Here is a 21,891-nt window from a genome sequence, read left to right as displayed (position 1 = left end):
TCGCCTTTGGCATCCCGCTACCGGTCTGCGGCGCGCGGCACGGGAAGTGTGCGCATAATGTCTTCAAGAATGGCGCTGACTTGCGCGCGAGAATTTGACGTCACGTAACGGTTGCGCAGAATAATACGATGCGACAGCACCGCTGTGGCGACCGCGCGAACATCATCCGGCAGCACATAATCACGCTGTCGTAACGCGGCGTGGGCGCGCGCCATCGTCGCAATATGCAGGCTGGCGCGCGGAGAGGCGCCATATATGAAATCGTCATGATTCCGTGTGGCCGCAGCAATCGCAACAATATATTCGGCAACCGGCCGCGCAATGGTGATCGCATCGACTGCGGCGCGCAGTACGACGACATCCTGCGGGGAACATACCGGTTTCATGCCCAGCAGCGGATCTCGCCATTGCGCGTCCATAATGATGGACGCCTCATCGCCCGCCGTCGGATACCCCATGGAAATACAGGTCATAAAACGATCCAACTGCGCTTCCGGAAGCGGATACGTTCCTTCCGTTTCAATCGGATTCTGCGTCGCAATCACAAGCACGGGGTCGGGCAGCTCATGCGTAACGCCGTCGACGCTGACAGAGCCCTCCCCCATCGCCTCCAACATCGCGGATTGCGTTTTCGGATTCGCGCGATTGATTTCATCAGCCAACACCACATTGGCGAACAGCGGACCGGCATGGAAAGCGAACGTGCCCGTAGCCCTGTTATATACGGACATGCCAGTGACGTCGCCAGGCAGCAGATCCGGCGTGAACTGAATACGACGGGTGACACCGTCAACACTCATACCCACCGCACGCGCCAACGTCGTTTTACCAACGCCCGGCACATCGTCAAGCAGAATATGGCCGCCGGAAGCCAGCGTCATCACAACGGTCTCAAGCACAGAACGAGAGCACACCAATCGACGCGACAGCGCGTCAACCATGACATTCATCAGCGGATAAGGCTCCATCGCTCCTCCGAATCATCCAACTCGATCAACGCATATCGCCATTCATCCAATGCGTATCAACGAATCTCATCAGACCTCCGACCGCTCCCCTCATGACCATTGTAGGCCAAAAAGAGCGGATTTCGAGGGAGGAACAACGCGGGCGGATTTGCTGCCAGCAGGATTTCTACAAACAAAAAGTCGTCCGTCAGCACATATGCTGACGGGCGACTTAACAGTATTCACAATCCCCTATATCGAAGATTGGATTGGCTTAAAAAATTTCAGCCGATGATGGCCAGGATGTCGCGAGCGGCGACGATCAGGTAATCTTCACCCTGGTAATGCACTTCGGTGCCGCCATACTTGGAGTACAGGACCTTGTCGCCAACCTTGACATCCATCGGGATGCGCTCACCGGCGTCATTGCGACGGCCCGGGCCAACGGCCAGGACTTCGCCCTGCTGCGGCTTCTCCTTGGCATTGTCCGGAATGAACAGACCGGATGCGGTCTGGGTTTCGGCCTCGGCCTGCTTGACGATGATCTTATCTTCCAACGGTGTGAGTGAGATCGACACTGTGGACCTCCTCTTTCTACAGAGAAATCAATACTTACCGCGCCGGGACCCGCTTGCAAGAGGCTGACGATCACTTACGGCGTCGTCCTTTCGCGCTGAAACATATCGTAGCGCGATTATTAGCACTCTGCCAACTTGAGTGCTAACGCTTTGAGAGAAAAATCGTAAAATCGGCGATTCAAGGCCACAAAAACGCGACACACAAATAAAAAAATCTGGTTGCGAGGCAGTCGCGATCATGTCATGACTGGATCACAATCAGATAATCTCACATCACATTTCGTGGCATCGCGCACAAACGCGGACGCCGCCAAACATCGCAACGTCATCAGGCGGCGCAAGTGACGTCATCAGGCGACGCGGCGGGCCAAAATAGCCTCCAAACCAGTGCCAAGCGACTCCTCCGTAATGGCAGGGGCCTCAACATCAGCCTCGATTTCGGACTCGTGGAAAGCCTCACGTTCGGTATTGCGAGCGGCATCGGCGGCAGCGTCCACGCTTTCAGACTGCGCAGAGGGCGCTTCCAGCGCATCATCCTCAATCTGCTCGCCATCAATCAGCGGCTTCACCGGCACAGCCTTCGCCACCTGTCGAGACGACTTGATTTCCATGCTCTGCGGCTCGGCAATCGTCGGCTCATGGCCGCTGCGCGAAGCGCCGAGCGAGAAGGAGATCAAATCCTGCGAATTCGAGCCGTCGAGCACGCCATGCACGCGAGACAGCGTGAGCTGGCTCATTTCCGCCGTCAAATCGCCGGCATCTTCCGACGAAGAATGCTCATCGCGTTCGTCATGCACCGACAATCCCGGTTCAACAGACGTATAACGCATCGCATTCGCATCAGACTGAGCAAGCTCGGAATCAATGATTCCAGAGCCTTCAGAATCCTCAACCAATTGTTCCACAGCTTGTTCCACGTCATGGGACTGCTGTTCGCGACGAGCCAGCGCCTCCGCCTTCTCCAAACGGCTCAGCTCAATCGCACGGCGAATCTCATTCTGTGCCATAACATCGGTCGGATTATTATTCGACTGTGCTTCAAGGAGCGCCTTCTCAGCATCCTGAGCGGCATGATCATTCTCGAAACGCGGACGACGCTTCGCGCTTTCGAAGGCGATTTCGGCGGCACGCTTACGACGCACAGCACGAATACGCGCCACACGCGCCTCCCACTGACGGGCCTGCTGTGCGGCACGAACGCCCAAAAGCACCGCGCACAGGGCGGCAAGCGCGGGAATCAACGCAAACAGCGCACTGAACTTCAACGCGAAAGACAGCGACAATACGACAATCGTGGCAACCAGCAGCAATGCAACAATACGACGACGACGCTGCACCGCCGCATGACGCTCCGCACGCACCTGAGCGATATGTTCCGAAGACAGCCCGCCCTTGCGCGTCTCGTTAACCGGCATAACTGCCCCTTTCGCCTGCATAGTATGCGTATCGGAGAACCGAGTTCCACTATCCGCATCCACCAGATGCAGCGATGACGAAAGACGATCCTCTCGGTGTTCAGCCACTCGTTTCATGCTGTTGATCGTCTTTCTCGGCAACCAACAGACCATAAGAATGGCAACAATCACCAAAACGACGATTGCGCTGAGTGACTCGTAACCCATAATCAACAAGCATAAAAGACACTTTGACAATCATTGTCTATTGGGATTAGGCGTGTCGGCAATCAAATTTTGTATGGGAATTTCGCGATTCCGCTCGGGCATGGGATTCGGATTTGTAATTTTGCGTTGAGCTTTTGGATTTGGCGTTGGTACCAAAAATTGATGTTGAAATTGGCCTTAGATTTGTCGTTATATTTTCCGACTTTGAAAATCGCCATAACCATGCCGGCATTACGATGCGACTGGGACAGATTGGGAGGTATGGCCGGAGCTGGCACTGGCGCGAGAACGGGCGTAGCGCAGGGCGAAGCCTTCTCCGACGTCTTCGGCGATCAGCGAGAATGTTTCATGATCATGCCAGCGACCGTCCACATACATGTATCTGCGACGCAACCCTTCATGCACCGCGCCGATTTTTTCCGCAACACGCAACGAGCGCTTGTTATGCGGCATGATCGCGATTTCCAAGCGATGCAGCATGGGGCCGATCGGGCTTGTAAGCGCCCAATCAGCCAGCATGCATACCGCCATGGGCGCGAAACCGTTGCCGGCCTGCGCATGGTCCACCCAATAGCCGACGACGCCTGTACGCATCGCGCCGTAGCAGATGGCACCCAATGAAATCTGCCCGACGATGCGCCCAGCGTGTTCCATTACAAACACCGCACCGACGCCTTCACGCTCATTGTCACGCAAATAATGAATCCACTGGGGGTAGGTCAGTCCGCCTTCACGCATCGGATCGCTGGATTCCCACGGGGCCAGCCACGCATCGTTATGCCATCGGACGTCATTCCATTCGGATTCGTCCTGCATGGTCAGCGGACGCAGCATGAGATCCATGGACCGGTCCGGGCAGTACAAGGCGTCCGGCATACGGATTTCATTCGCACCAGGCGACGCGCCTGTAAGCAGGTCGCGCAGTTTTTCCAACAGCATGGTTCCATTGTGCGTCAATCGATAAGGAGTGAGGGGTTGCAACACGTGATGCTTTGAGATCGGGATGCGATTGAAATTGAAACACGATTGGAGTCGGGAGCGATTGAGATCTGATTAATGCGGCAATGCGTTGGCGGATTACATTACTTTCATTCGTGGATTGGCAATCGGTTTGACGATCAGATTGGCGATCGGATTCGTTATTGGATTGATGATTGGGGTTATTGTCGAGATTCGCTGTATGTAATATGCCGGTTTCGCTAGTCACGGGGCGGGCTAGGATAGTCGAGATGAAGTAAGCGTGAGAATTGCGTTGCGCTCGTGCCGCACATATTGCAGATGCTGCATATATTGTGTGGCGGTTATCAGTGTGACGCACAGTAGATATATAAAAGGAAGAACGTTGCCTACCTATCATTACCGCTGCAAGAATTGCAATTACGATTTCACCATGATGCAGTCGTTTGCCGACGAACCGATCACGGTTTGTCCGGAATGCTCCGAAAAGCAGGTTCATAAAGTGTATTCCGCTCCGTCGATTGAGTTCAAGGGCAGCGGCTTCTACCGCACGGACGGGGCTAAGTCATCTAAGTAATCCACAGCTATCCACCAGTAACACGCTGAAATGTGGATAACTCGTTCTCTGCGTCCACATCCCCCGGTTTCGCTTGTGTCAGCGTACGTTATAGGTCATCATGCTTGCATGATGACCTTTTTTCATACTGCAGCGAAGCATCGGGCAAGGCCTCCGACTCTGGAGGAGCGTAGACGCAGAAATCGCATGATGCGCATTGCAGCGTCGCTGTGCGCGTTTTTCATGGTATTTGCGATATGTCAATGCGTTATCGTCGCATCGAAAACCCAGCCGATGTTGATTGCGGCGGTTGACATTTCACGAGGCGACGCCATTGAAGCTTCGGATGTACTCATCGTTCAGATTCCGGCGCATGCAGCGTTGCAGTCGGTTCTCAACAGTAAAAAGCAAGCCGTCGGGTCGATGGCGCGTGTTGATATTGGCAAGGGAAACGCCATATATCCATCGATGACCGCGGACATGCCGGCCGTGCCCGCCGGATATACCGTGTTGAATGTGCGTATTGCCAGTGACGGCGATGATATTGAGCCTGGAGACATGCTGTCGTTATTGTCGTCGATTGGCTGTTCCGCTGATGAAGCGGCCTGCACAGTAAGCGACAACAGTATGGCCATGGACATTGCACGCAGCAACGATTCCGGAATAGTGACGCTGCCCTGTGCGATGCCCGCTGACGAAGCGGCCGGCATCCTGTCCATACAGGATGCCGGTGCGATCATTGCGGTAAAGCAGCCACCGTAAACCGTCGGCTGGCTGCCAGTTCAGGTTAGGCGAGTTCTTGGCATAAAACTAAAGCTGCCGAACCGTAGCAAAGCCTGTTTGCCGGCTCAGCCGTTCAACGCTTTTCGTTGAACACAGCCCAGTGGGGCGGCAGCTCGCCGAGAATGCGCTTATCGTCATCAGCCCGACGCTGCTGTTCGGTAAGCACATCACTCGGCTCGAGCTTGACGCCGTCGGCATCAAAACGCTCCGTGCCCTGACGGACTACGCGCTTATGCTGACGGGGCGTGCGTCTCTTCGACGAATACTCGCTCACTTGCCCTCCTGGTACAACTCACCGAGGCGGGCCACGATACGGTCCACTTCCTTATCAGGATTGACGAACGCACCCACGCTCCAAACGGTCATCACCGACCAGCCGAGCGATTCCAAATCCTGCATCAGCATACGGTGACGGCTACGCGTGGACTGCATGCTCATGAAACGGGCGTCGTCCGTAAGCACCGCCAAAGTGAACGGACGGTCGTTGACTCCAACCACCAGAGGAAGACGCATGCCATTGTCGAAACCGTAATCAACCGCAACGTTCAAACCGCGAGCGCGAATACGCTCTGCCAGATCGCTGAACAGAACGTTATCCGACGCATCGCGCGGCTCAGGACGGACCACTTCGTCAGACAAGCCTTCCGCCCAAGCCAAAACCTTCTTCAGCAGCTTCGGGCCGGACTGGTGCAGTCGCTCATCATCCATATCCGACGACATGAACGAGGAGACGATATCAAGATGTCGATCAGGCAGAGCCAAGGCGTCCAACAGCATGCCTCGTCCGCCTTCGCTTTCCAAAGCGCCGAACTGCTGCAGCAGGCGACCATGCATGGTCTTCGCATAGCAGGTGGCGATTATGGCGTCCGTGGCTTGTGCGCCGGCTACGTCAGTGATGTCGACCAGTCGAACATGACGCAGGAACTGGCTCATCGACTTGCTCTTGAGCGACAGCGACTTCAATTCGGCGCCTAAGCGTGTGCGGAAGCTGGAGGTCAGCGTCACTACGGTCAGCGTATAGGAAGGCGGCACAATCGTGAACGTGGCGGCACGCTGCATAATCAGGTTCACAATCATATCGATTTCCTGCTGGCTGCTTTCCACCAGTCCTGTGGCCATTACCGGCACTCCGGTGGCTTCATCGACATGGTGATAGCGTACTTCGCCTTGTGCGTTCGCCCGAGCGACATCGCATGGCACTTCGCCGTAACCCTGCTCGTTCAGCAGTGCAACCAGCTGAGGTGCGCGGCGAATCGGACGATCCGTAATACGGACGCTCGGCAGCAGGTCAATCAGCAGTTGCAGGCTTTCGCAGGTCACCGTTTCGCGATGTGCAATCACCACAACCTGCTTGGCACGGCAGATAATGCTCAACAGCTGGATTGCCGGCATATGGGCGCCCGCATCGATAATGGCGACATCCGCAAGCGGAGCCGGATTCGTTACGGAAGCCAGCGTGGCCGGGGTTGCGATCAGAATCGGCTTGGCTGCGGCCAGAATCTGGCCATGCTCGCGACGAAGCTTATCCAGCGTCACATTGCCGCCGCCGGCAAGGGTGGTGTGCAGCAGGTTCGCTTCCTGTGTGCGGGAGAACAGCATATCGCACAGTCGGCGCATGGATTCCTGTGCGACCATCGGTCCGATGGAGCGCACATGTTCGATATCGACCTGTGCGAAACGGTCGGCTGCAGCCTGCATGGCCGAACCGTCCTGGTTGGAGATAATCGCCGAGGAGCGCACGATGTCTTCGAATACCGTAGTCCACCAAGCCAGTTGCAATTCCCCGGACACGGCGTCGGCGTCAATACAACGGTTACGCAGGTCATCAATCAGCTCAGACAGGCCAGCTGTTGCGAAATCACGTTCCAAACGGCTGCGTTCCGGCAGCGTGTCCAGCGCCTTATGATCGTCATACAGCGCCTTAAGACGTTCTTCAAAACGGTTGAAATCAACCGATTCCAAATTGCCGCCTTGCGGAGTCGTGGCCAGAACAACGTCCAAAGCGGTAATGCTCTGGGTCATGGCCTCCTGGGTTTCCAGAATGTCATCCAGCTTCGCAGGAAGCACAGGCCAACCACCGTGAGGTACAAACATATGCCACTGATCGGCCTGCTTCGCCACAACCTTCAACGCCTCATGCAGGCTTTCGACCTGCGCGCCGACGCGCAACAGACTCTTGGCTTCCTTAACGTGACGGCGACGTTCCCAGAAGCCCATCGACGAACCTTCGGCCTTACGTTCGGACTTCGGCTTGGTCGCCTCGATCATCGAAGCGATGTCGCGTTCGAAAATCTCCGGCTGGAACACGTCAAGCACGCGACGCAGGTTCTTCAGCACCGTCACCTGACGAGACCATTCCTGAGCGGTGTTCGGCACGGGGAAACCGCATGTCTGCACCGTATTGGCCACCTGTTCGCGAGTGGTTGGCAGCAGCTTGCGCAGCATGTCAACCACATGCTGGTAGGAACTGACCGCTTCTTCCTCAGTGAAAATGGAGGCCTTGAACCAGGCGGTGTCTTCAGGACCGATTGTGTATTCGCCCAATTCGCCGGCACGATGCAGTTTCTCAGCCCACTGTTCAAGATGGCCGGCAATATTGTGAGCGGCATCATTGCTCAGACGCACGCGTGTTGCAGGATGCGTCGGCATCACCGTAATCTGCGCCAGATTCTGGATGGTCTGATATGCAGAAACACCCCACTGCTGGCTTACACCGTGCAGGTCACCCAGATACCGGGTCAGACGAGAACGGACACCAACCAGCTCATCAGCCAACTGGTCGAAACGGGAGGTGGCCACACCAGATTGGAAACCGACCGCGGCAATCAGCTGGCGATCAATCGCCTCATTGATATTGTCGTCGGAAATATCCAGCAACTGACCGTTCAGCTCATTGGCGTTGATGTTCTGAACAAAGCGGCGCTTCTGATCGGTTACGCACGGCACATACAGTACGGATCGACCACTCATCACGCAACGCGACGCAATCGCGGCAGCCTGTTCGGCCGTATCGTTACAGGCCTCGCTATCAACGAACAGAGAGTGGCCGGCTGCGGCGATGCTCGCCGCATAACGCACGGTGTTATCCACATCGCCGATTTCATATTCACTATGCGGGTCGCTGTCGAACGGGCTGAACTGCTCCACATTCGTGCCCTTCAGCATGTTCATCGCAGCTTCATCGCCAACCAGCGCGTCCAACACCGTATTGCCGGTAGGACCGTTCTCCAGCTGGTCGATGATCTGACGGCTTTCCACTAACATCTGCGATGCGGGGTCCATAAAACAGCCGAGCACAATATGGCGCTCGATATCAAAATCCGTGAGCTCGTGCGACGCCTGTTCGGTAATCGCATGGAATACCGCGGAAGTATCCGGTACACCGCTGGCATAGTGAGAGCCGTCGAACAAATCGTCTTCGTGCAGGAACACGCCATGTTCACGCATCGCGCTGGCAAAGGCCGCATTCAAACGCACATGGCCGGTGAATGCGATAACCGTGTTGCCATCAATCGATGGGGTGTCGTTACGCACTTCCACGGGGTACAGCAGCACCGGCACCTGATTACCTGTCCACGTGGCAACGCCGACAACCAACGACAGTTCCGCCACGCCACTGACGCGCCCCTTGCTGGACTTGTCTTCAATAACACGTTCCAGACGACGCCCGGCAGCACGCAGCATGCCATTGTCTCGGAACAGTGAATTCAACGTCACATGGCCGCTGGCAAACAATTGGGCGATACCGGAAGGGTGCGAATGAGTAAGATCAAGCTCTGCGGCGAGCTGCGTCACATCCTCCAATGGAGAAGGTGCCAGTCCTGCACGATACTGCTCACGCCAATTCCGAACGCGATCCAACGAACCAGAGACACGCTGGGTGCTTTCGCTCATCTGTAGGCTCACTTCCCTACCGCTTTACGGTATTCCTTATATCCCTCATTATTCGCGAGTGCCGCATCGACATCATGATTGCCCTGTGCTGCCAGCCACGCGTACAAGTCATCGTACAGTGACGGGTTCATCGCCAAGAACGGCAGCAACTGCGGATGTCGAGCCATTTCAAACTGCACCGTGAAATCATTGGTCCTCTTCGCATCATCCGATGTGAATCCATCCACCTCAATCACCGGTTCAGGCTGAATGAAGCCGCCTTTGGAAACACGCTCGAATACGGAACCGGGTTCAAAGGCCGGAGTATATGACGTCTGCTCATCGCCAGCGTTTTCCGACACAGGCTGGGCGTTTTCCACGGATTGCACGGCAGACTCACTCTGCATAACCGGGAATGACCACTGGTCAGTCGTTCCCGTCACAGGCTGTTCGACAGCCGGCTGTGCTTCTACCACAGGCCATTCATCGTCTGCCACCGGCTTGACTTCCGCAGGTTCCTCCGCCGGTTGTCCGTCGGTCAGAGGTCCGTTCTGTCCCGGCTGGCGGTACACACTGCCGCCGAACAAGGCGGAAACCGGAATAACGTTATCCTTCGGTTTTTCCGTCTCTTCAGCAGACACGCCCTCGTCGGATTCCATGGGCTGCGAGTATTCGCCATCGCCAGCACCATGATGGGCAGCCATGGCATCAGCCTGAGCCACAGCAGCGGTAAGGTCAACATCGGCCTGAGCATCCGTATGAGCTTGGGCGTCAGCGAACAGATCACGCGGAGAAGGCTCTTCGGGAACGGTCTCCTGAGCAAAATTCAACGGTACGGAATGTTGATCTTCCTCATGCGCTTCTTCATGCATCGGCTCAAATGTCTGCGCTTCCGCAGCGCGCAACGTGTTCACACGATTGGCCACATTACCTGCGCTGAACAATGCCGTCGGCTCACCGGCGCGCAAATCAAGAATGTCATCAACCGACATATCGGCAGCATCCGGCTCCTGCTTCGCCTCATTGATGGCATAGTCAAACAGGTCCGCAACAGGCATTTGCGGTTCCGGCTCGTGCTCAACGCGAATAAAATCAACCGGAACATCGCCGAACTGCATACGAATCGCAGTGCCTGGCAACGTAAAATCGACATCTGCCGGCAAACGCATCAAATCACCGTTCGGGCGAACAACGTACGTGCCATTCGTTGAATTCAAATCGCGTACAATCGCTTCGCCGTGTCCATTCACACTGACCAGCGCGTGACGCTTTGACATGGAGCGCTGAGGATCCACGATATCCAAACGTTCGTAACCGTCATCGTTTAAAGGTCGGAGCGGCTTGCGTCCAATTTCCACCACTTGCCCGGAATCGATGCTTGCGATACTGGATCCATCGACTTTCAGAACCCACTGCGGTGCGATGTGCTGCCCCTCGTTCACCGTCTCAGCCTTCCTTTCATGACTGGATACGCGCTATCTGCCATTGTGTCATGCTTTCCACACAATCAGCGGATTATGGCCGGCCATTCACCAATCTTGTCCTCAATTTCAGCCTATCGTGCACCATAGCACGATTCAGGAGATGATGCCTTGCAAAAGAAGAATCCGCATAGAGGATATGCCAATCTGCCCAATATGACGGAGACCCCGCCACTCGAGGAGTGACGGGGTCTCCGAATTAAGTTCAGCGATGCGGCTTATGCCGCGCAAATCACTTGAGCTCGACGGTAGCACCAGCTTCTTCCAGCTGAGCCTTGGCCTTCTCGGCATCTTCCTTCTTGGCGTGCTCGAGAACCGGCTTCGGAGCACCGTCAACCAGAGCCTTGGCTTCAGCCAGACCCAGGGAGGTGATGCCACGGACGGCCTTGATGACCTGGATCTTCTTGTCGCCGACGGCGGACAGGATGACGTCGAACTCATCCTTCTCTTCCTCAGCGGCGGCAGCGGCGGCCGGAGCAGCGGCAACGGCAGCAACCGGAGCAGCAGCTTCGACGTCGAACTTCTCTTCGAAGGCCTTGACGAACTCGGAGAGCTCGACGAGGGTCATTTCACCGAAAGCTTCCAGCAGCTCTTCGTTGGTGAACTTAGCCATGATGGCTTCCTTTCTTTTGTGGCGGCGGACATTCTGTTGTTCCCGCTACCTAACATGTTTTCTTTATTGTTCCGAATTGATTTCATGCGGCAAGCCGCACGGCAATCAGGCGGCCTTTTCCTGCTTCTCGCGCAGAGCGTCGATGGTACGCACCGTCTTGGTAGGCAGAGCGTTGAACAGGTAAGCAGCCTTGGACATGGTGCCCTTGAGGGCGCCAGCCATTTCGGAGAGCAGTTCCGGACGAGACTTGAGGTCTGCCAGCTGCTGAGCACCCGCGGCGTCGTAGACGGTTCCATCAGCGAAACCACCCTTGATGACGAGGGCCTTGTTGGTCTTAGCGAACTCACGCAGGACCTTGGCGGCCTCAATGAAGTCGCCCTTCACAAAAGTGACGGCGGTCGGGCCGGCGAGGATCTCATCGAGACCTTCGATGCCCGCTTCCTTGGCGGCAATGCGAGTCAGCGTGTTCTTCGCCACGGTGTAGGAAGTATCGCGGCCTAGCTTTTCACGCAGATCGGAAATCTGCGGAACGGTAAGCCCGCGGTACTCGGTCAGGTAGACAGCGTCAGCGTTACGGAACTGCTCCGTAAGCTGGGCGACCACCACTTCCTTTTCGGGCCTCTTCATGGCGTTCCTTCCTTACTGGGCCGTTGAGAAATTCAGTAAGGACAAGCATTAGGGCAATAAAAAAGCCCTGCGCACAGGCAGAGCAACATTCGACCGCTAAGCGGCAAGCCCTTGACGGGCGTATGTTCTTCAACCTGCGCTGGCTTGGCGAACCAAACTTCGGAAACCTTTCGGCTTCAACCAACGGTCTGTGGTTTACGGATGAACAATCTACGCGATGTGGTGGACTACAACAACCCGGGCGTGTCGCACTATTGACCTCATCCCTGATATATGTTATTGATAATCATTATCAGTAATTGTCGGCCGCACAAACCAGCGGCCCATGGCCGACGACCACGTCCGACAGCCCGCAAATAACAACCTATAGACAAGGAGAACGCGTCACCATGCGCCTCACCGCCCTCCGCGCCACAACCGTCCTGACAGCAGTCGCCGCACTGAGCGCCTGCGCGCCGAGCAACGCATCAACCGAAAACGAAATGTCATCCGACGGCATCACCGTCGTCGCATCCATCAACCAATGGGGCACCTTGGCCGAACAGATCGGCGGGGATGTCGCCGATACGTCCAGCATCATCACCTCGACCAGCACAGAGGCGCATGATTACGAGCCGACCAGCGCCGACATCGCAAAAATCCAAACGGCCGACATCGTCATCGTCAACGGCGCAGGCTACGACGAATGGGCCGTCAAAGCCGCGGAATCCTCACGCGCATCATTGATCAACGTTGCTGAACTCAGCGGCGTGGAACATGGCGACAATCCGCACATCTGGTTCTCCTCCGACTCGCGAAAGGCTGCCGCCGACGCCCTTATCGGCGCATATCAACAGTTGGATCCCGACAACGCCGCCGATTTCGAGCGGGGCTTCAACGCATGGAAAGCCCAGGAAAACGAACTGAACGCCAACATCGCCGACGCCAAGGCCACGCTTAACGGCACATCCTACGCAGCGACCGAATCCGTGGCCGAATATCTGGCACGTGACCTCGGGCTCGATGACGCCACCCCGACCGGATACAAACAGGCCGCGGCCAATGAAAGCGAACCAACGCCTAAAGATGTGACGCAATTCACCGAAGCGTTAAACAACGGCGGCATCAGCATACTGGTCTACAACGAGCAGGCGCACAGCGAACTGACGCACACCATCACGGATTCGGCGGAGGCTGCAGGCGTAAGGACCGTGGCGTTCACCGAACAAATGCCGCAGGAATACAACAATCTGGCCGAATGGATGAGCGCGCTGGTGGAGGAGTTTGTCAGCGGCGCGAAGGCGTAGATTGCGAATGTGCGCGCAGCCAAATCCAGCCAGCAGGCTTGACTGCGTCCTTTTGGACCGGATTACACGGAAGACATGTGCACAAACACCCGCAAAACAGGCCCGTAGCGTCCTTTTGGGCACATGAGAGGCCGCATACATGACTCAAAAGGACGCAACTAGGCAGATTCGAGGTGTTTGAACACATGATCATTGTGGGGTGCAGTTTTTTGACTGCACCCCACAATGGATTAGCTGATTAGAGCTGGTAGTTGCTGGTTAGGTCAGCGAAGCGAGCGGCGACGGCGAACCTCAAGCAGGATGATGCCGGCCGCGGCCAGAGCCACGAAGATGATGACTGCACCACCTACGGCAACACCGGTATTAGAGAGAACGCCAGCGACACCGGAAGCGCTGCCTGCAGCACTTCCCGAAGCGCCATTGTTTCCCGACGCGGAACCAGCGCCCTGTCCGGACGCTCCTCCGCCAGCCGAGCCGCCATTGGAATCGTTGCCGCTCGCACTGCCGGACGAACCGCTGCCCGGACCACCGTTCGTTCCACCGGCCGAATCGCCACTGGCACCACCATCCGATGTACCGCCGTTATTCGTTCCATCGGAGGAACCATTGCCAGAGCCGTCACCATTCGAGCCGTCATTCGAACCGTCAGACGAGCCATCGGAAGAACCATCTCCCGAACCGTCAGAGGAATCACCGGAAGAACCGCTGGAAGAGCCACCGCTTGTATCCCCAGAAGCTCGATCGGTTAAACGGATCTCCTTCGCAGCGGGTAGGCCCGCATCATTTTGAGGCAGCTTGACATTGAAGTCATAGCTACCGTTAGTGACCTGCAGCGCATCCACACTGACCCTCACCTTCGTGCCAGAAGCCGTACCGGAGAAGCTCAGCGTGCCAATATTGACAGGGCCTTTATCGGCAATCTGCTTATCGCCGCCAGAAACGATAACATCCACGGTTACAGCATCGCCGGACTCGCTTACCGTAGGCACCGCTTGCTTAAAGGTCGCGTTCTTGATATTGGAGAATTCCACGACGGGATCAGAAAGACTGTTGTCCCCATCCTTATCCGCAAGCGCCACCGTAATGCGCGCGTGCACGGTATGCGCGTCTCCGATATTGGCGAGTTTCAGCGACATGGAGGACGCGGATACCGCAGCAACCTGCAATTCGGGGCCTTCTTCCGCGGCGGAAGCCCTTTCGCCGGTCATTGCCATGACCGACAAAGGCAATACGGATGCGGCCAGCAGCGCCAGGCAGCGGCGTGCGATTCGGCCAAAACGCTCCTTTATATTCATAGGAGCTCCTTTCATGGTCTTAACGTTTCCGTTGTCTGTTTTCATTGCGTGATTCATTTCGTTGCGATATCGATCTGCGGCAGCGATTCAGGCAGCGCAACCGGCAGCGTGTCAGCCACCAGACGTTCGCCCTTCAACGTTTCCGCATCATCGACGCGATACAGTTCCGCACGCACCGAAATCGGCAAGGTGAAGCCTTCCAACTGGCTCGGCTCGATGTAATACACCCAGCGTCCGTCGGCGGTTTCGCCCAATTCGCCATGTTCGGGGACCTTGGCGAAAATCACCTGCGCGCCTTCGATGAGATGGCCGTCCTGATCGTAGAGCTTGATGGCGTTATAGGCCGGGTTGCCCTTGTAGACGCCGGTGAATACCAGTGAGCCGGCAGGAATCTTGTCCTGCGTCGATTCGTCAAGCATCACGTCGTTCTGCAGGTAGCCGATGCCATTGCCGATGAGTTCAATATCGTCGCCAGTAGCACCAAGCACATCCAGTTCGGCGATCGACACTTCGCTTTGCGCGGTGGCGATCAGACGCAGATAGCCGGCATCGTAGGTGTACAGCCAATCGTCGCCGTCCTTGCTGAAGTACACGGTGGCACTGTTGTCGTCGTCCAGCGTGAAGGTACCGGTTTTCACGGTTTCCCACTGCGAACCGTCCGCGCTGATCTGGATTTCGTAATCGCTGATCGCATGCTCGCCCGCAGCGCGATATTTCAATGCGGTTACAGCCAGCACTTCGTTGAAGGACAATGTCACCTGAGCCCGCTCCTTGGAACCGGAGGCCAGCGCGCCTTCATACATGGACTCGTAGTCGCCGTCGATGATCTTCGACACGGCCTCGGACGGTGCCGGTTCGCACGGATCCTGCTCGTCGCCCACAGTGGCGTCTCCATCGGACGTCATATTCGTGCTGGCGGTCCACGCGCTTTTATCCATCGAACCGTCAGTGGAGATCTTCACCGGATCCAGCATTACCGTTTCAGCACGGGCAAGCGTCTTATCAACAGCGCTCACCGAGTAGGTGAACACACGGTTGTTGATGGTGGCAATGGTATCGGTGAACACGGTGGTACCGGATTCGTCGACGGGCACAAAGCCCACAACCTTGCCGTTACGGCTCACTTCGTAGCCGAGCATGCCCTGCTGTACGGAAGCGTCGTTGGTAATCGTGATATCGACCTGAGCGGAATTGCCCTTATGAGACAGTTCCGCCTGAACGCCAGCGTTGGAGGCGACGGAGGCGCCGCCTTCGATGCGGTACACGCGAGCATTGTCGGTGATGTACTGAATCGGGCGGTTTTCCGCTTCGAACTGCGCGATATACGCCTTGGTGGTTTCATCCGGCGTCATGCCCCATGCTTCGAAGAACGCTGTCAGGTCCTTCTGCGTGGCGGCGGCGACCAGACGCATCAGGTTGTTGTCCGTATTGCCGTCCAGCGTCAGCTTGACGCCATTCGGTGCGGGTGCCTTATCCGTGTTGCGGGCATAGGCGTCGACGCGGGCGAACACCAAGTTCTCCATCTGCTCGGCGTACGTATCGTACGTCTTGTAGTTGTAACCGTTGTCGTATGCCAGGTGCAACTGCCAGTACATCGCCAGCTGGGTGAACACGTCAGATGAAGCGCCCTTCGTGCCACTGGTCACCTTGTTGTATACGGCCGGATAACTCCAACGCACGGAATCATCGCTGTCTTGGGCCAGGGCAAGCTGGGAGAAGTAGTTGTTCGTCACCTCCGCCACCGCATACTGGCCCTGATTGATCTCATGGCCGACCTCATGGGCGATGCCCCAACCGAAATAGGATCCGGACTCATATTTGCCGTTCGCGTCCGCAACCACGCCGGGCGAGGTGACGACGGCCTTGGTCTGGTCCCATTCGACGCCGATATGCTTGCCGCCGGCATACATGAACGCACCGGCGAACATACGCATGTACCGGATGTTCTGGCGGGACGTCGGCAGGGCATTCTTCGAACCGTAGGCCGCAACGTCCGCAGCGGTCATGTTCGAGCCCAAACCCTTGTGCTGGTAGAACAGCGTCATCATGTCGTCGGCGGAATCCGACGAAGCGACCAGCCTGCGGGCGCGTTCCGCGACGGAACCGCCGCCCAGGCCCGACAGCACCTGCGAGGCCGGCACCGAATGCATCACGTAGCGGGTGACGATGTCGGTGGAATTCAGGATGCAGTTCTTTTCGTCGTAGATGCCGCGCTGTACGCCGTGGGTTTCGGTGTGGGCCGCCATTAGTCCGGCGACGTATTCGTCCAACCGTTCCACGTAGGCCGTGGCCAAGGCGAGCTTTTCGGCATCATCAGCGGCGTCGTGCAGATCAAGCACAGGCACGTCGGTGCCGCCAACCACGCGGACCGCGTACTGCTGATTGGCGTTGCCGCCCTTGTATTCCACATACAGCGCGCCGCCGCGCTCGACGTCAAGCGAGGTCAGCTGCGGAATCGTCACTTCGTTCGCGCCGACCTTGAGCGTCTCCACCACGGTCTTGCTCCACGACGAGGATTCGGCATGATACTGCGTGGCGATCAGACGCAGGTCTGAATCGTTTCCGGCTGTTTTGCCGGAGCCACCGACATACACCTTCAGCTGTTCGCCGGCGCGGGCGACGACACCCAGCGGCTGCCAGGCGTTCAGGCCTTGCGAACCGACATGGGAATCGTAGGCGGAAGATACCGCGGTGTCGACCTCCAGCTGCGCACGCAGGCCCTGCTGGTTCAACACCTTTTCGGCATTGTCGAGTTCGGCGAGCAGCAACGAGCTTTTCGGCGTGATTTCACCCGAGATTGCTTCCGGCGTGTTCACCGCCGTACGCAAATCGTTGATATCGCTCTGCTTCACGCCGTCAGCCAGTGTGACATGCATGTCGTCAGTCCACAGCGCTTCAACGTCGTCTTCCAACGGATCATGCTCGTAGAAGGCGAGTTCGGAAATGCTGACGGTGTCGGAGTAGTAGCGGGCGAAGGTGACCTTGATCTTCTTGACCTTGGTCGCTTCGAATGTGGCCTTGAACGTATTGGTTGCTCCGGAAACGTTGGCAACGTTGGCTGTGCCGGCACGTGAATCGAAGAAGCGTTCGGCGCCTTCAGCATCCCATGTGGTGATCTGCACGCCGGACCGGCTGGACCAGCCGTCGCCCAAATACGTGGTGATGGCTACGCCGTCCATCAGATATTCCTGATCGAATTCCACGGCGGCTCCGCGGAACTGGGCCTGCGATGCGGAACGCCACACCGTGTTGTAGTCACCGTCCACAACCCACCACGGATCCATAACGCCATCCGGGTATGCACTGGTCTGCCAATTATCAACGGAAACGTTGACGATATGGGATTCAAAATTCTTGGATTGCGCCTTGGCCTGCACCGTACGGTTGATCAGCTTGTACCACGGCACTTTCACGTCCTTCGTAACGGTAGTGCCCTGATACACCACAGAATTCGGCGAAGTGCCGACTTCGTTGGTGCCGGTCAGGTAGACGTCGTACGTGACGGCATCCTGCAGATCTTCCAGAGTGTACGATGTGCCGGTGATCTTCGCGTCAACTTTTTGGAATTCCTTTTCACCCTGCATGCGATAGTGCAGCGTGTAGAAATCGGTGTCTTCCATCTTCTTCCAGCTGATGGCCAGCGCACGATACTTACCGGAAACGGTCACATTTTCCGGTGCCGCCGGAGCCTTAGTGGCCTTCGGGGTTACCGTGATTGTTTCGCTGTACGGACTGGACCATTCGCCATTGACAGAACGCACCGACACGGTGTAATCAGTGCCATTCACCAACTTCTTGTCATTGAATGTGGAGACAGCAAGTGTCGGCAACAAGGAAGCGACCACCTGTTCAGAGGAGCCGCTGGCAATGCGCACCTCATATCCGGTGACATTCGTCTGAGCTTTCCACTTCACCGTGAATTCCTTATCGCCCGCAACAGCGGAAAGATTCTCCGGCACATTGAGTTCAGGCTCCGGAATACGGTCGCCCATATTATTCAGGAACTTCACCGAAGCGATATCGGCAAGCTTATTGGATTCCGTGCCTGTCACACGAATCACAATCTTCTTTACTGCAATCTGGCCGCCGAAATCGACCTTCACCGTACCGTCGGCTTTAATCGTGGCATATGCGTTATTCAATGTGCGCGCTTTACGGGATTCCTTATTCGAAAATGGAATCGTCTGCATACTTCCGTCGGACAATTCAATTTCGATTTCGCCGGAAGTCAGCTTATTTGGGGAGTTGGCAGGCACCGCGATCACCATGTCGCTGAGTTCCACGGCGGCACCGTCCGCACTGGTATCGATGCTGATTTCCACAGGCGTCTCTTCGGAGATCGTATCCGACGACAACGGCTTCAAGGTGACGATCTCGCCGTTCTCCAGCATGCCTTCGACAGATCCACCGTCAAGGCCGGTGCCGTCCGACAACGAAGCCAGCATATCGGAAGTCGCCACCGGCAACACGACATCCACCTTCGCTTTCACACGTTCGGCAGCAGCCGTCGTCGCAAACAGCTGCACATCGTACGCGTCAACGACACCATCAGAATGCATGTCATATAGAGCACGCCCATCATCAGCAACGCCCTCTTCAGACAGAGCCCTCGCCAGCTCCGCCGCGTCATCGTCATCCATCACCTTGTTGCCGTTGAAATCGCCATACGGCATCAAACCATTGACGCCGCCCGCCGGAGCGCCGGAAGCGGCGTCAGCCAAGCGAATTGTCGCCGACGAAGACGCCGGCAGGCTCAACGACTGCGTATACGTTTCATAATGCTTGCCTGACACGGTGATCGTACGACGGTCACGGTCAGCCACATACTGCGATGTGACAACGGCCTGCCACGTGCGGCCGTCATCTTCCGACGTCATAGCCACCGGCTCCTCACCGTCCAGCAAGACGGACAAGTCGGCGTTGTTCGACCGCGCGGCGGTCGTCGTCAGTTTCACAGTGACGCTGATATCGCCGGAATCGACAGTGTCCTTGGCGTCGTCGTCGGCATCGCCTTCATCCGCATCGCCTTCATCCGCAGCATCACCGCCGTCAGCGGTTTCATCTTCACTGCCGGAAAGGTCATCGGACGACTCTCCGCCCTGCCCTGTTTCCGGTGTATCGATAGGGTCATCCGATTCCGAAGCGGATTGGTCCGACGTCACATCGTCCTCCGCATTGTTCATGTTCGAATCGGTCTGGCTCTCCTGTACTTGTTCCGTCATGTATTTGACGGTCCGATCATCGACGGTCAACGCCGTTGCCGTCGTACACGGTGCCACAAGGAAGGCGAGAGCGACGCACCACATAATGGCCCGCGTCAGTCGTCCTCGGTGTTGCACTGGTATCTCTCCTTCGTTTCGCTGCAAGGCATATGCCCGCAGTGCTGGAATGTCGACATCGAGTGCACGGCATCGCCGCGCGATGTCGTCATAGGTCAACGCGTAGTTTACTGAAACGAAGGCTTTTCGGATAGGGTTTGCGCCGACAGTGCATTTTTCTTAACAATTTCACCCAAAACCGTCTCAATCTTTTCTTAAAAAACGGAATCGCCATACGCAAGTCACGAAAAAGGCCGTCCGATGATCTCATCGGACGGCCTTCGGGGGAATCGGTGATGCCGGCCTCACAGCATGGCTGAGGGCGCGGCGCATGCGTCACAGCACTGCGTTGAGGATGAAGTCCAGAATGAACAGGACGGCCACAACCCAGATGACCGGATGCACTTCCTTGGCCTTGCCCTTGCAGGTCTTCACCACGCAGTACATGATGAAGCCGCCGGCGATGCCGTAGGAAATGGAGTAGGAGAACGCCATGAAAACGGCGGCGAAGAACGCCGGGATGGCGTCTTCGATGCTGCTCCAGTCGATTTCCTTCAGGGAGGCGACCATCATGCAGCCGACGATCACCAGCACGCCAGCGGTCGCGGCGGACGGCACGGCGGAGATGATCGGAGACAGGAATGCGGACAGCGCGAAACAGACCGCCACGACGACGGAAGTCAGGCCGGTGCGACCACCGGCTGCGATACCGGCGGAAGATTCAACGTACGTGGTGGTGTTCGAAGTGCCGCAGATGGCGCCGATGGAAGTGGCGACGGAGTCGGCGAACAGAGCGCGGTCCATCTTCGAGCTGAAGCCGGAGCCGCTTTCGAGGCTCTTCTCATCCTCTTCGGAGAAGATGCCAGTACGACGACCGGTACCAATGAACGTGCCGATGGTGTCGAAGGTATCGGACATCGAGAAAGCGAAGATGGTCACCAGAACCAGCGGGATGCGGGTCGCGTCGGAGAACAGCGACGGGAAGCCTTCGGCGGTGAAGATGGCGCCGAAGGTCTGCGGGAGCTGGGCAAAGGTTTCGGAAATGGAAACCGAGTTGGCCATAGTGGTCTGGCCCATGGGAATGCCGATTACGGTGGTGATGGCAATGGCCAGCAGCATGCCGCCCTTGACCTTCAGCACGGTGAAGACGATGGCGAGCACCAGGCCGATCAGGAACAGCCACAGGGTCGGGGTGTTCAGCGTGGCCAGGCCTGGGGTGGCGCCGACGGCGGCGGTTGTCTCCTTGTCCGGGGTGAAGGTGATCAGGTCGACGTTCAGCATGCCGACGTAGGCGACGAACAGGCCGATGCCGCCACCGATGGCGTGCTGCAGCATTTCCGGAATCGCCTTGATAATCATCTTGCGGATCTTGGTGACGGTGATGAGGATGTTGATCAGACCGCACAGGAACACCATGCACAGCGTTTCCTGCCATGTGAATCCCAGACCGAAGCACACCGTGTAGGTGAAGAACGCGTTCAGGCCCATGCCGGCGGCCTGAGCGTACGGCACGTTGGCGAACAGGCCCATGATCAGGGTGCCGATAACCGCTGCGATGATGGTGGCAAGGAAGACGCCGCCCCACGGCATGCCGGTGGAAGACAGAATCTGCGGGTTGACGATGATGATGTAGGACATCGCGAAGAACGTCGTCAAACCGGCGAGGATTTCAGTGGAGACGGTGGTACCGTTCTCCTTCAAGTGGAAAAACTTCTCCATGCTCTTCTTTCCTTGGGTTTTGTGAAATCGCGCGCATGGTATTCACGCGCAGATTCCAGCGAGAATTGCGACTCGCTGCCGAAACTGCTTGTTCGGACGATTGACACCATATCATTCGTACGTCACATTGCCGGAAGGCCTGTCTTTTGACGCCTCTGTCTTTGGCTGATTCAATCGTCGCTGATCCAATCATGATTGCACTTGTATTATGGCAGTCTCTATAACAAAAAGCCCCG

The 21,891-nt window shown here is 56.8% G+C and carries 15 protein-coding genes; 3 read left to right on the top strand and 12 right to left on the bottom strand.

The window, feature by feature from the left end:
* Positions 1–17 precede the first annotated feature (17 nt).
* The 4 genes from AC1AWD_RS00755 to AC1AWD_RS00740 form a co-directional block, all read right to left on the bottom strand.
* Positions 18–968 (bottom strand): AAA family ATPase, encoded by a 951-nt coding sequence (locus AC1AWD_RS00755; RefSeq protein WP_476563184.1) that lies wholly within the window; start codon positions 966–968, stop codon positions 18–20.
* A gap of 263 nt (positions 969–1,231) precedes the next feature.
* Positions 1,232–1,525 carry a co-chaperone GroES gene (gene groES / locus AC1AWD_RS00750; protein ID WP_476563183.1) on the bottom strand — a complete coding sequence of 98 codons (294 nt, stop codon included), beginning with the start codon at positions 1,523–1,525 and terminating at the stop codon, positions 1,232–1,234.
* 350 nt (positions 1,526–1,875) lie between these two features.
* Positions 1,876–2,940, bottom strand: coding sequence for a hypothetical protein (locus tag AC1AWD_RS00745; protein WP_476563182.1), 1,065 nt, complete (start codon positions 2,938–2,940; stop codon positions 1,876–1,878).
* A gap of 438 nt (positions 2,941–3,378) precedes the next feature.
* Positions 3,379–4,023 (bottom strand): GNAT family N-acetyltransferase, encoded by a 645-nt coding sequence (locus AC1AWD_RS00740; protein WP_476564504.1) that lies wholly within the window; start codon positions 4,021–4,023, stop codon positions 3,379–3,381.
* A gap of 466 nt (positions 4,024–4,489) precedes the next feature.
* On the opposite strand from AC1AWD_RS00740, the gene AC1AWD_RS00735 reads away from it, so the two are divergent.
* Together AC1AWD_RS00735 and AC1AWD_RS00730 are read left to right on the top strand one after the other, a co-directional pair.
* Positions 4,490–4,681: an FmdB family zinc ribbon protein gene (locus AC1AWD_RS00735; RefSeq protein WP_476563181.1), complete on the top strand. Its 192-nt coding sequence runs from the start codon at positions 4,490–4,492 to the stop codon at positions 4,679–4,681.
* A gap of 186 nt (positions 4,682–4,867) precedes the next feature.
* Positions 4,868–5,422, top strand: coding sequence for an SAF domain-containing protein (locus AC1AWD_RS00730; protein WP_476563180.1), 555 nt, complete (start codon positions 4,868–4,870; stop codon positions 5,420–5,422).
* 94 nt (positions 5,423–5,516) lie between these two features.
* On the opposite strand, the gene AC1AWD_RS00725 is transcribed toward AC1AWD_RS00730, so the two are convergent.
* The 5 genes from AC1AWD_RS00725 to rplJ all read right to left on the bottom strand — a co-directional run bounded on the left by AC1AWD_RS00725 (position 5,517) and on the right by rplJ (position 12,037).
* Positions 5,517–5,717: a hypothetical protein gene (locus tag AC1AWD_RS00725; RefSeq protein WP_476563179.1), complete on the bottom strand. Its 201-nt coding sequence runs from the start codon at positions 5,715–5,717 to the stop codon at positions 5,517–5,519.
* Positions 5,714–9,337: a helicase gene (locus tag AC1AWD_RS00720; protein WP_476563178.1), complete on the bottom strand. Its 3,624-nt coding sequence runs from the start codon at positions 9,335–9,337 to the stop codon at positions 5,714–5,716. Before AC1AWD_RS00720 ends, AC1AWD_RS00725 begins: the two co-directional genes overlap by 4 nt.
* An 8-nt stretch (positions 9,338–9,345) precedes the next feature.
* Positions 9,346–10,758: a variant leucine-rich repeat-containing protein gene (locus AC1AWD_RS00715; RefSeq protein WP_476563177.1), complete on the bottom strand. Its 1,413-nt coding sequence runs from the start codon at positions 10,756–10,758 to the stop codon at positions 9,346–9,348.
* Between the two features lie 271 nt (positions 10,759–11,029).
* The gene (gene rplL, locus AC1AWD_RS00710; RefSeq protein WP_476508783.1) at positions 11,030–11,410 is read right to left on the bottom strand and encodes a 50S ribosomal protein L7/L12; all 381 of its coding nucleotides are present in this window, start codon (positions 11,408–11,410) and stop codon (positions 11,030–11,032) included.
* 105 nt (positions 11,411–11,515) lie between these two features.
* Positions 11,516–12,037, bottom strand: a complete 522-nt coding sequence (rplJ, locus tag AC1AWD_RS00705) for a 50S ribosomal protein L10 (protein ID WP_476563176.1) — start codon at positions 12,035–12,037, stop codon at positions 11,516–11,518.
* Positions 12,038–12,426: 389 nt separating this feature from the next.
* On the opposite strand from rplJ, the gene AC1AWD_RS00700 reads away from it, so the two are divergent.
* Positions 12,427–13,323, top strand: a complete 897-nt coding sequence (locus tag AC1AWD_RS00700; RefSeq protein WP_476563175.1) for a metal ABC transporter solute-binding protein, Zn/Mn family — start codon at positions 12,427–12,429, stop codon at positions 13,321–13,323.
* A gap of 263 nt (positions 13,324–13,586) precedes the next feature.
* Here the strand turns inward: AC1AWD_RS00700 and AC1AWD_RS00695 are convergent, their stop codons facing one another.
* The 3 genes from AC1AWD_RS00695 to AC1AWD_RS00685 form a co-directional block, all read right to left on the bottom strand.
* The gene (locus AC1AWD_RS00695; RefSeq protein WP_476563174.1) at positions 13,587–14,618 is read right to left on the bottom strand and encodes a hypothetical protein; all 1,032 of its coding nucleotides are present in this window, start codon (positions 14,616–14,618) and stop codon (positions 13,587–13,589) included.
* Positions 14,619–14,671: 53 nt separating this feature from the next.
* Complete coding sequence (locus AC1AWD_RS00690; protein WP_476563173.1) at positions 14,672–19,840, bottom strand: fibronectin type III domain-containing protein; 5,169 nt, start codon at positions 19,838–19,840, stop codon at positions 14,672–14,674.
* 432 nt (positions 19,841–20,272) lie between these two features.
* Positions 20,273–21,655, bottom strand: coding sequence for an NCS2 family permease (locus AC1AWD_RS00685; protein ID WP_476563172.1), 1,383 nt, complete (start codon positions 21,653–21,655; stop codon positions 20,273–20,275).
* Positions 21,656–21,891 lie beyond the last annotated feature (236 nt).

It is taken from the genome of Bifidobacterium sp. LH_512 (assembly GCF_056356435.1).
This window is presented reverse-complemented; position numbering and strand designations above follow the sequence as displayed.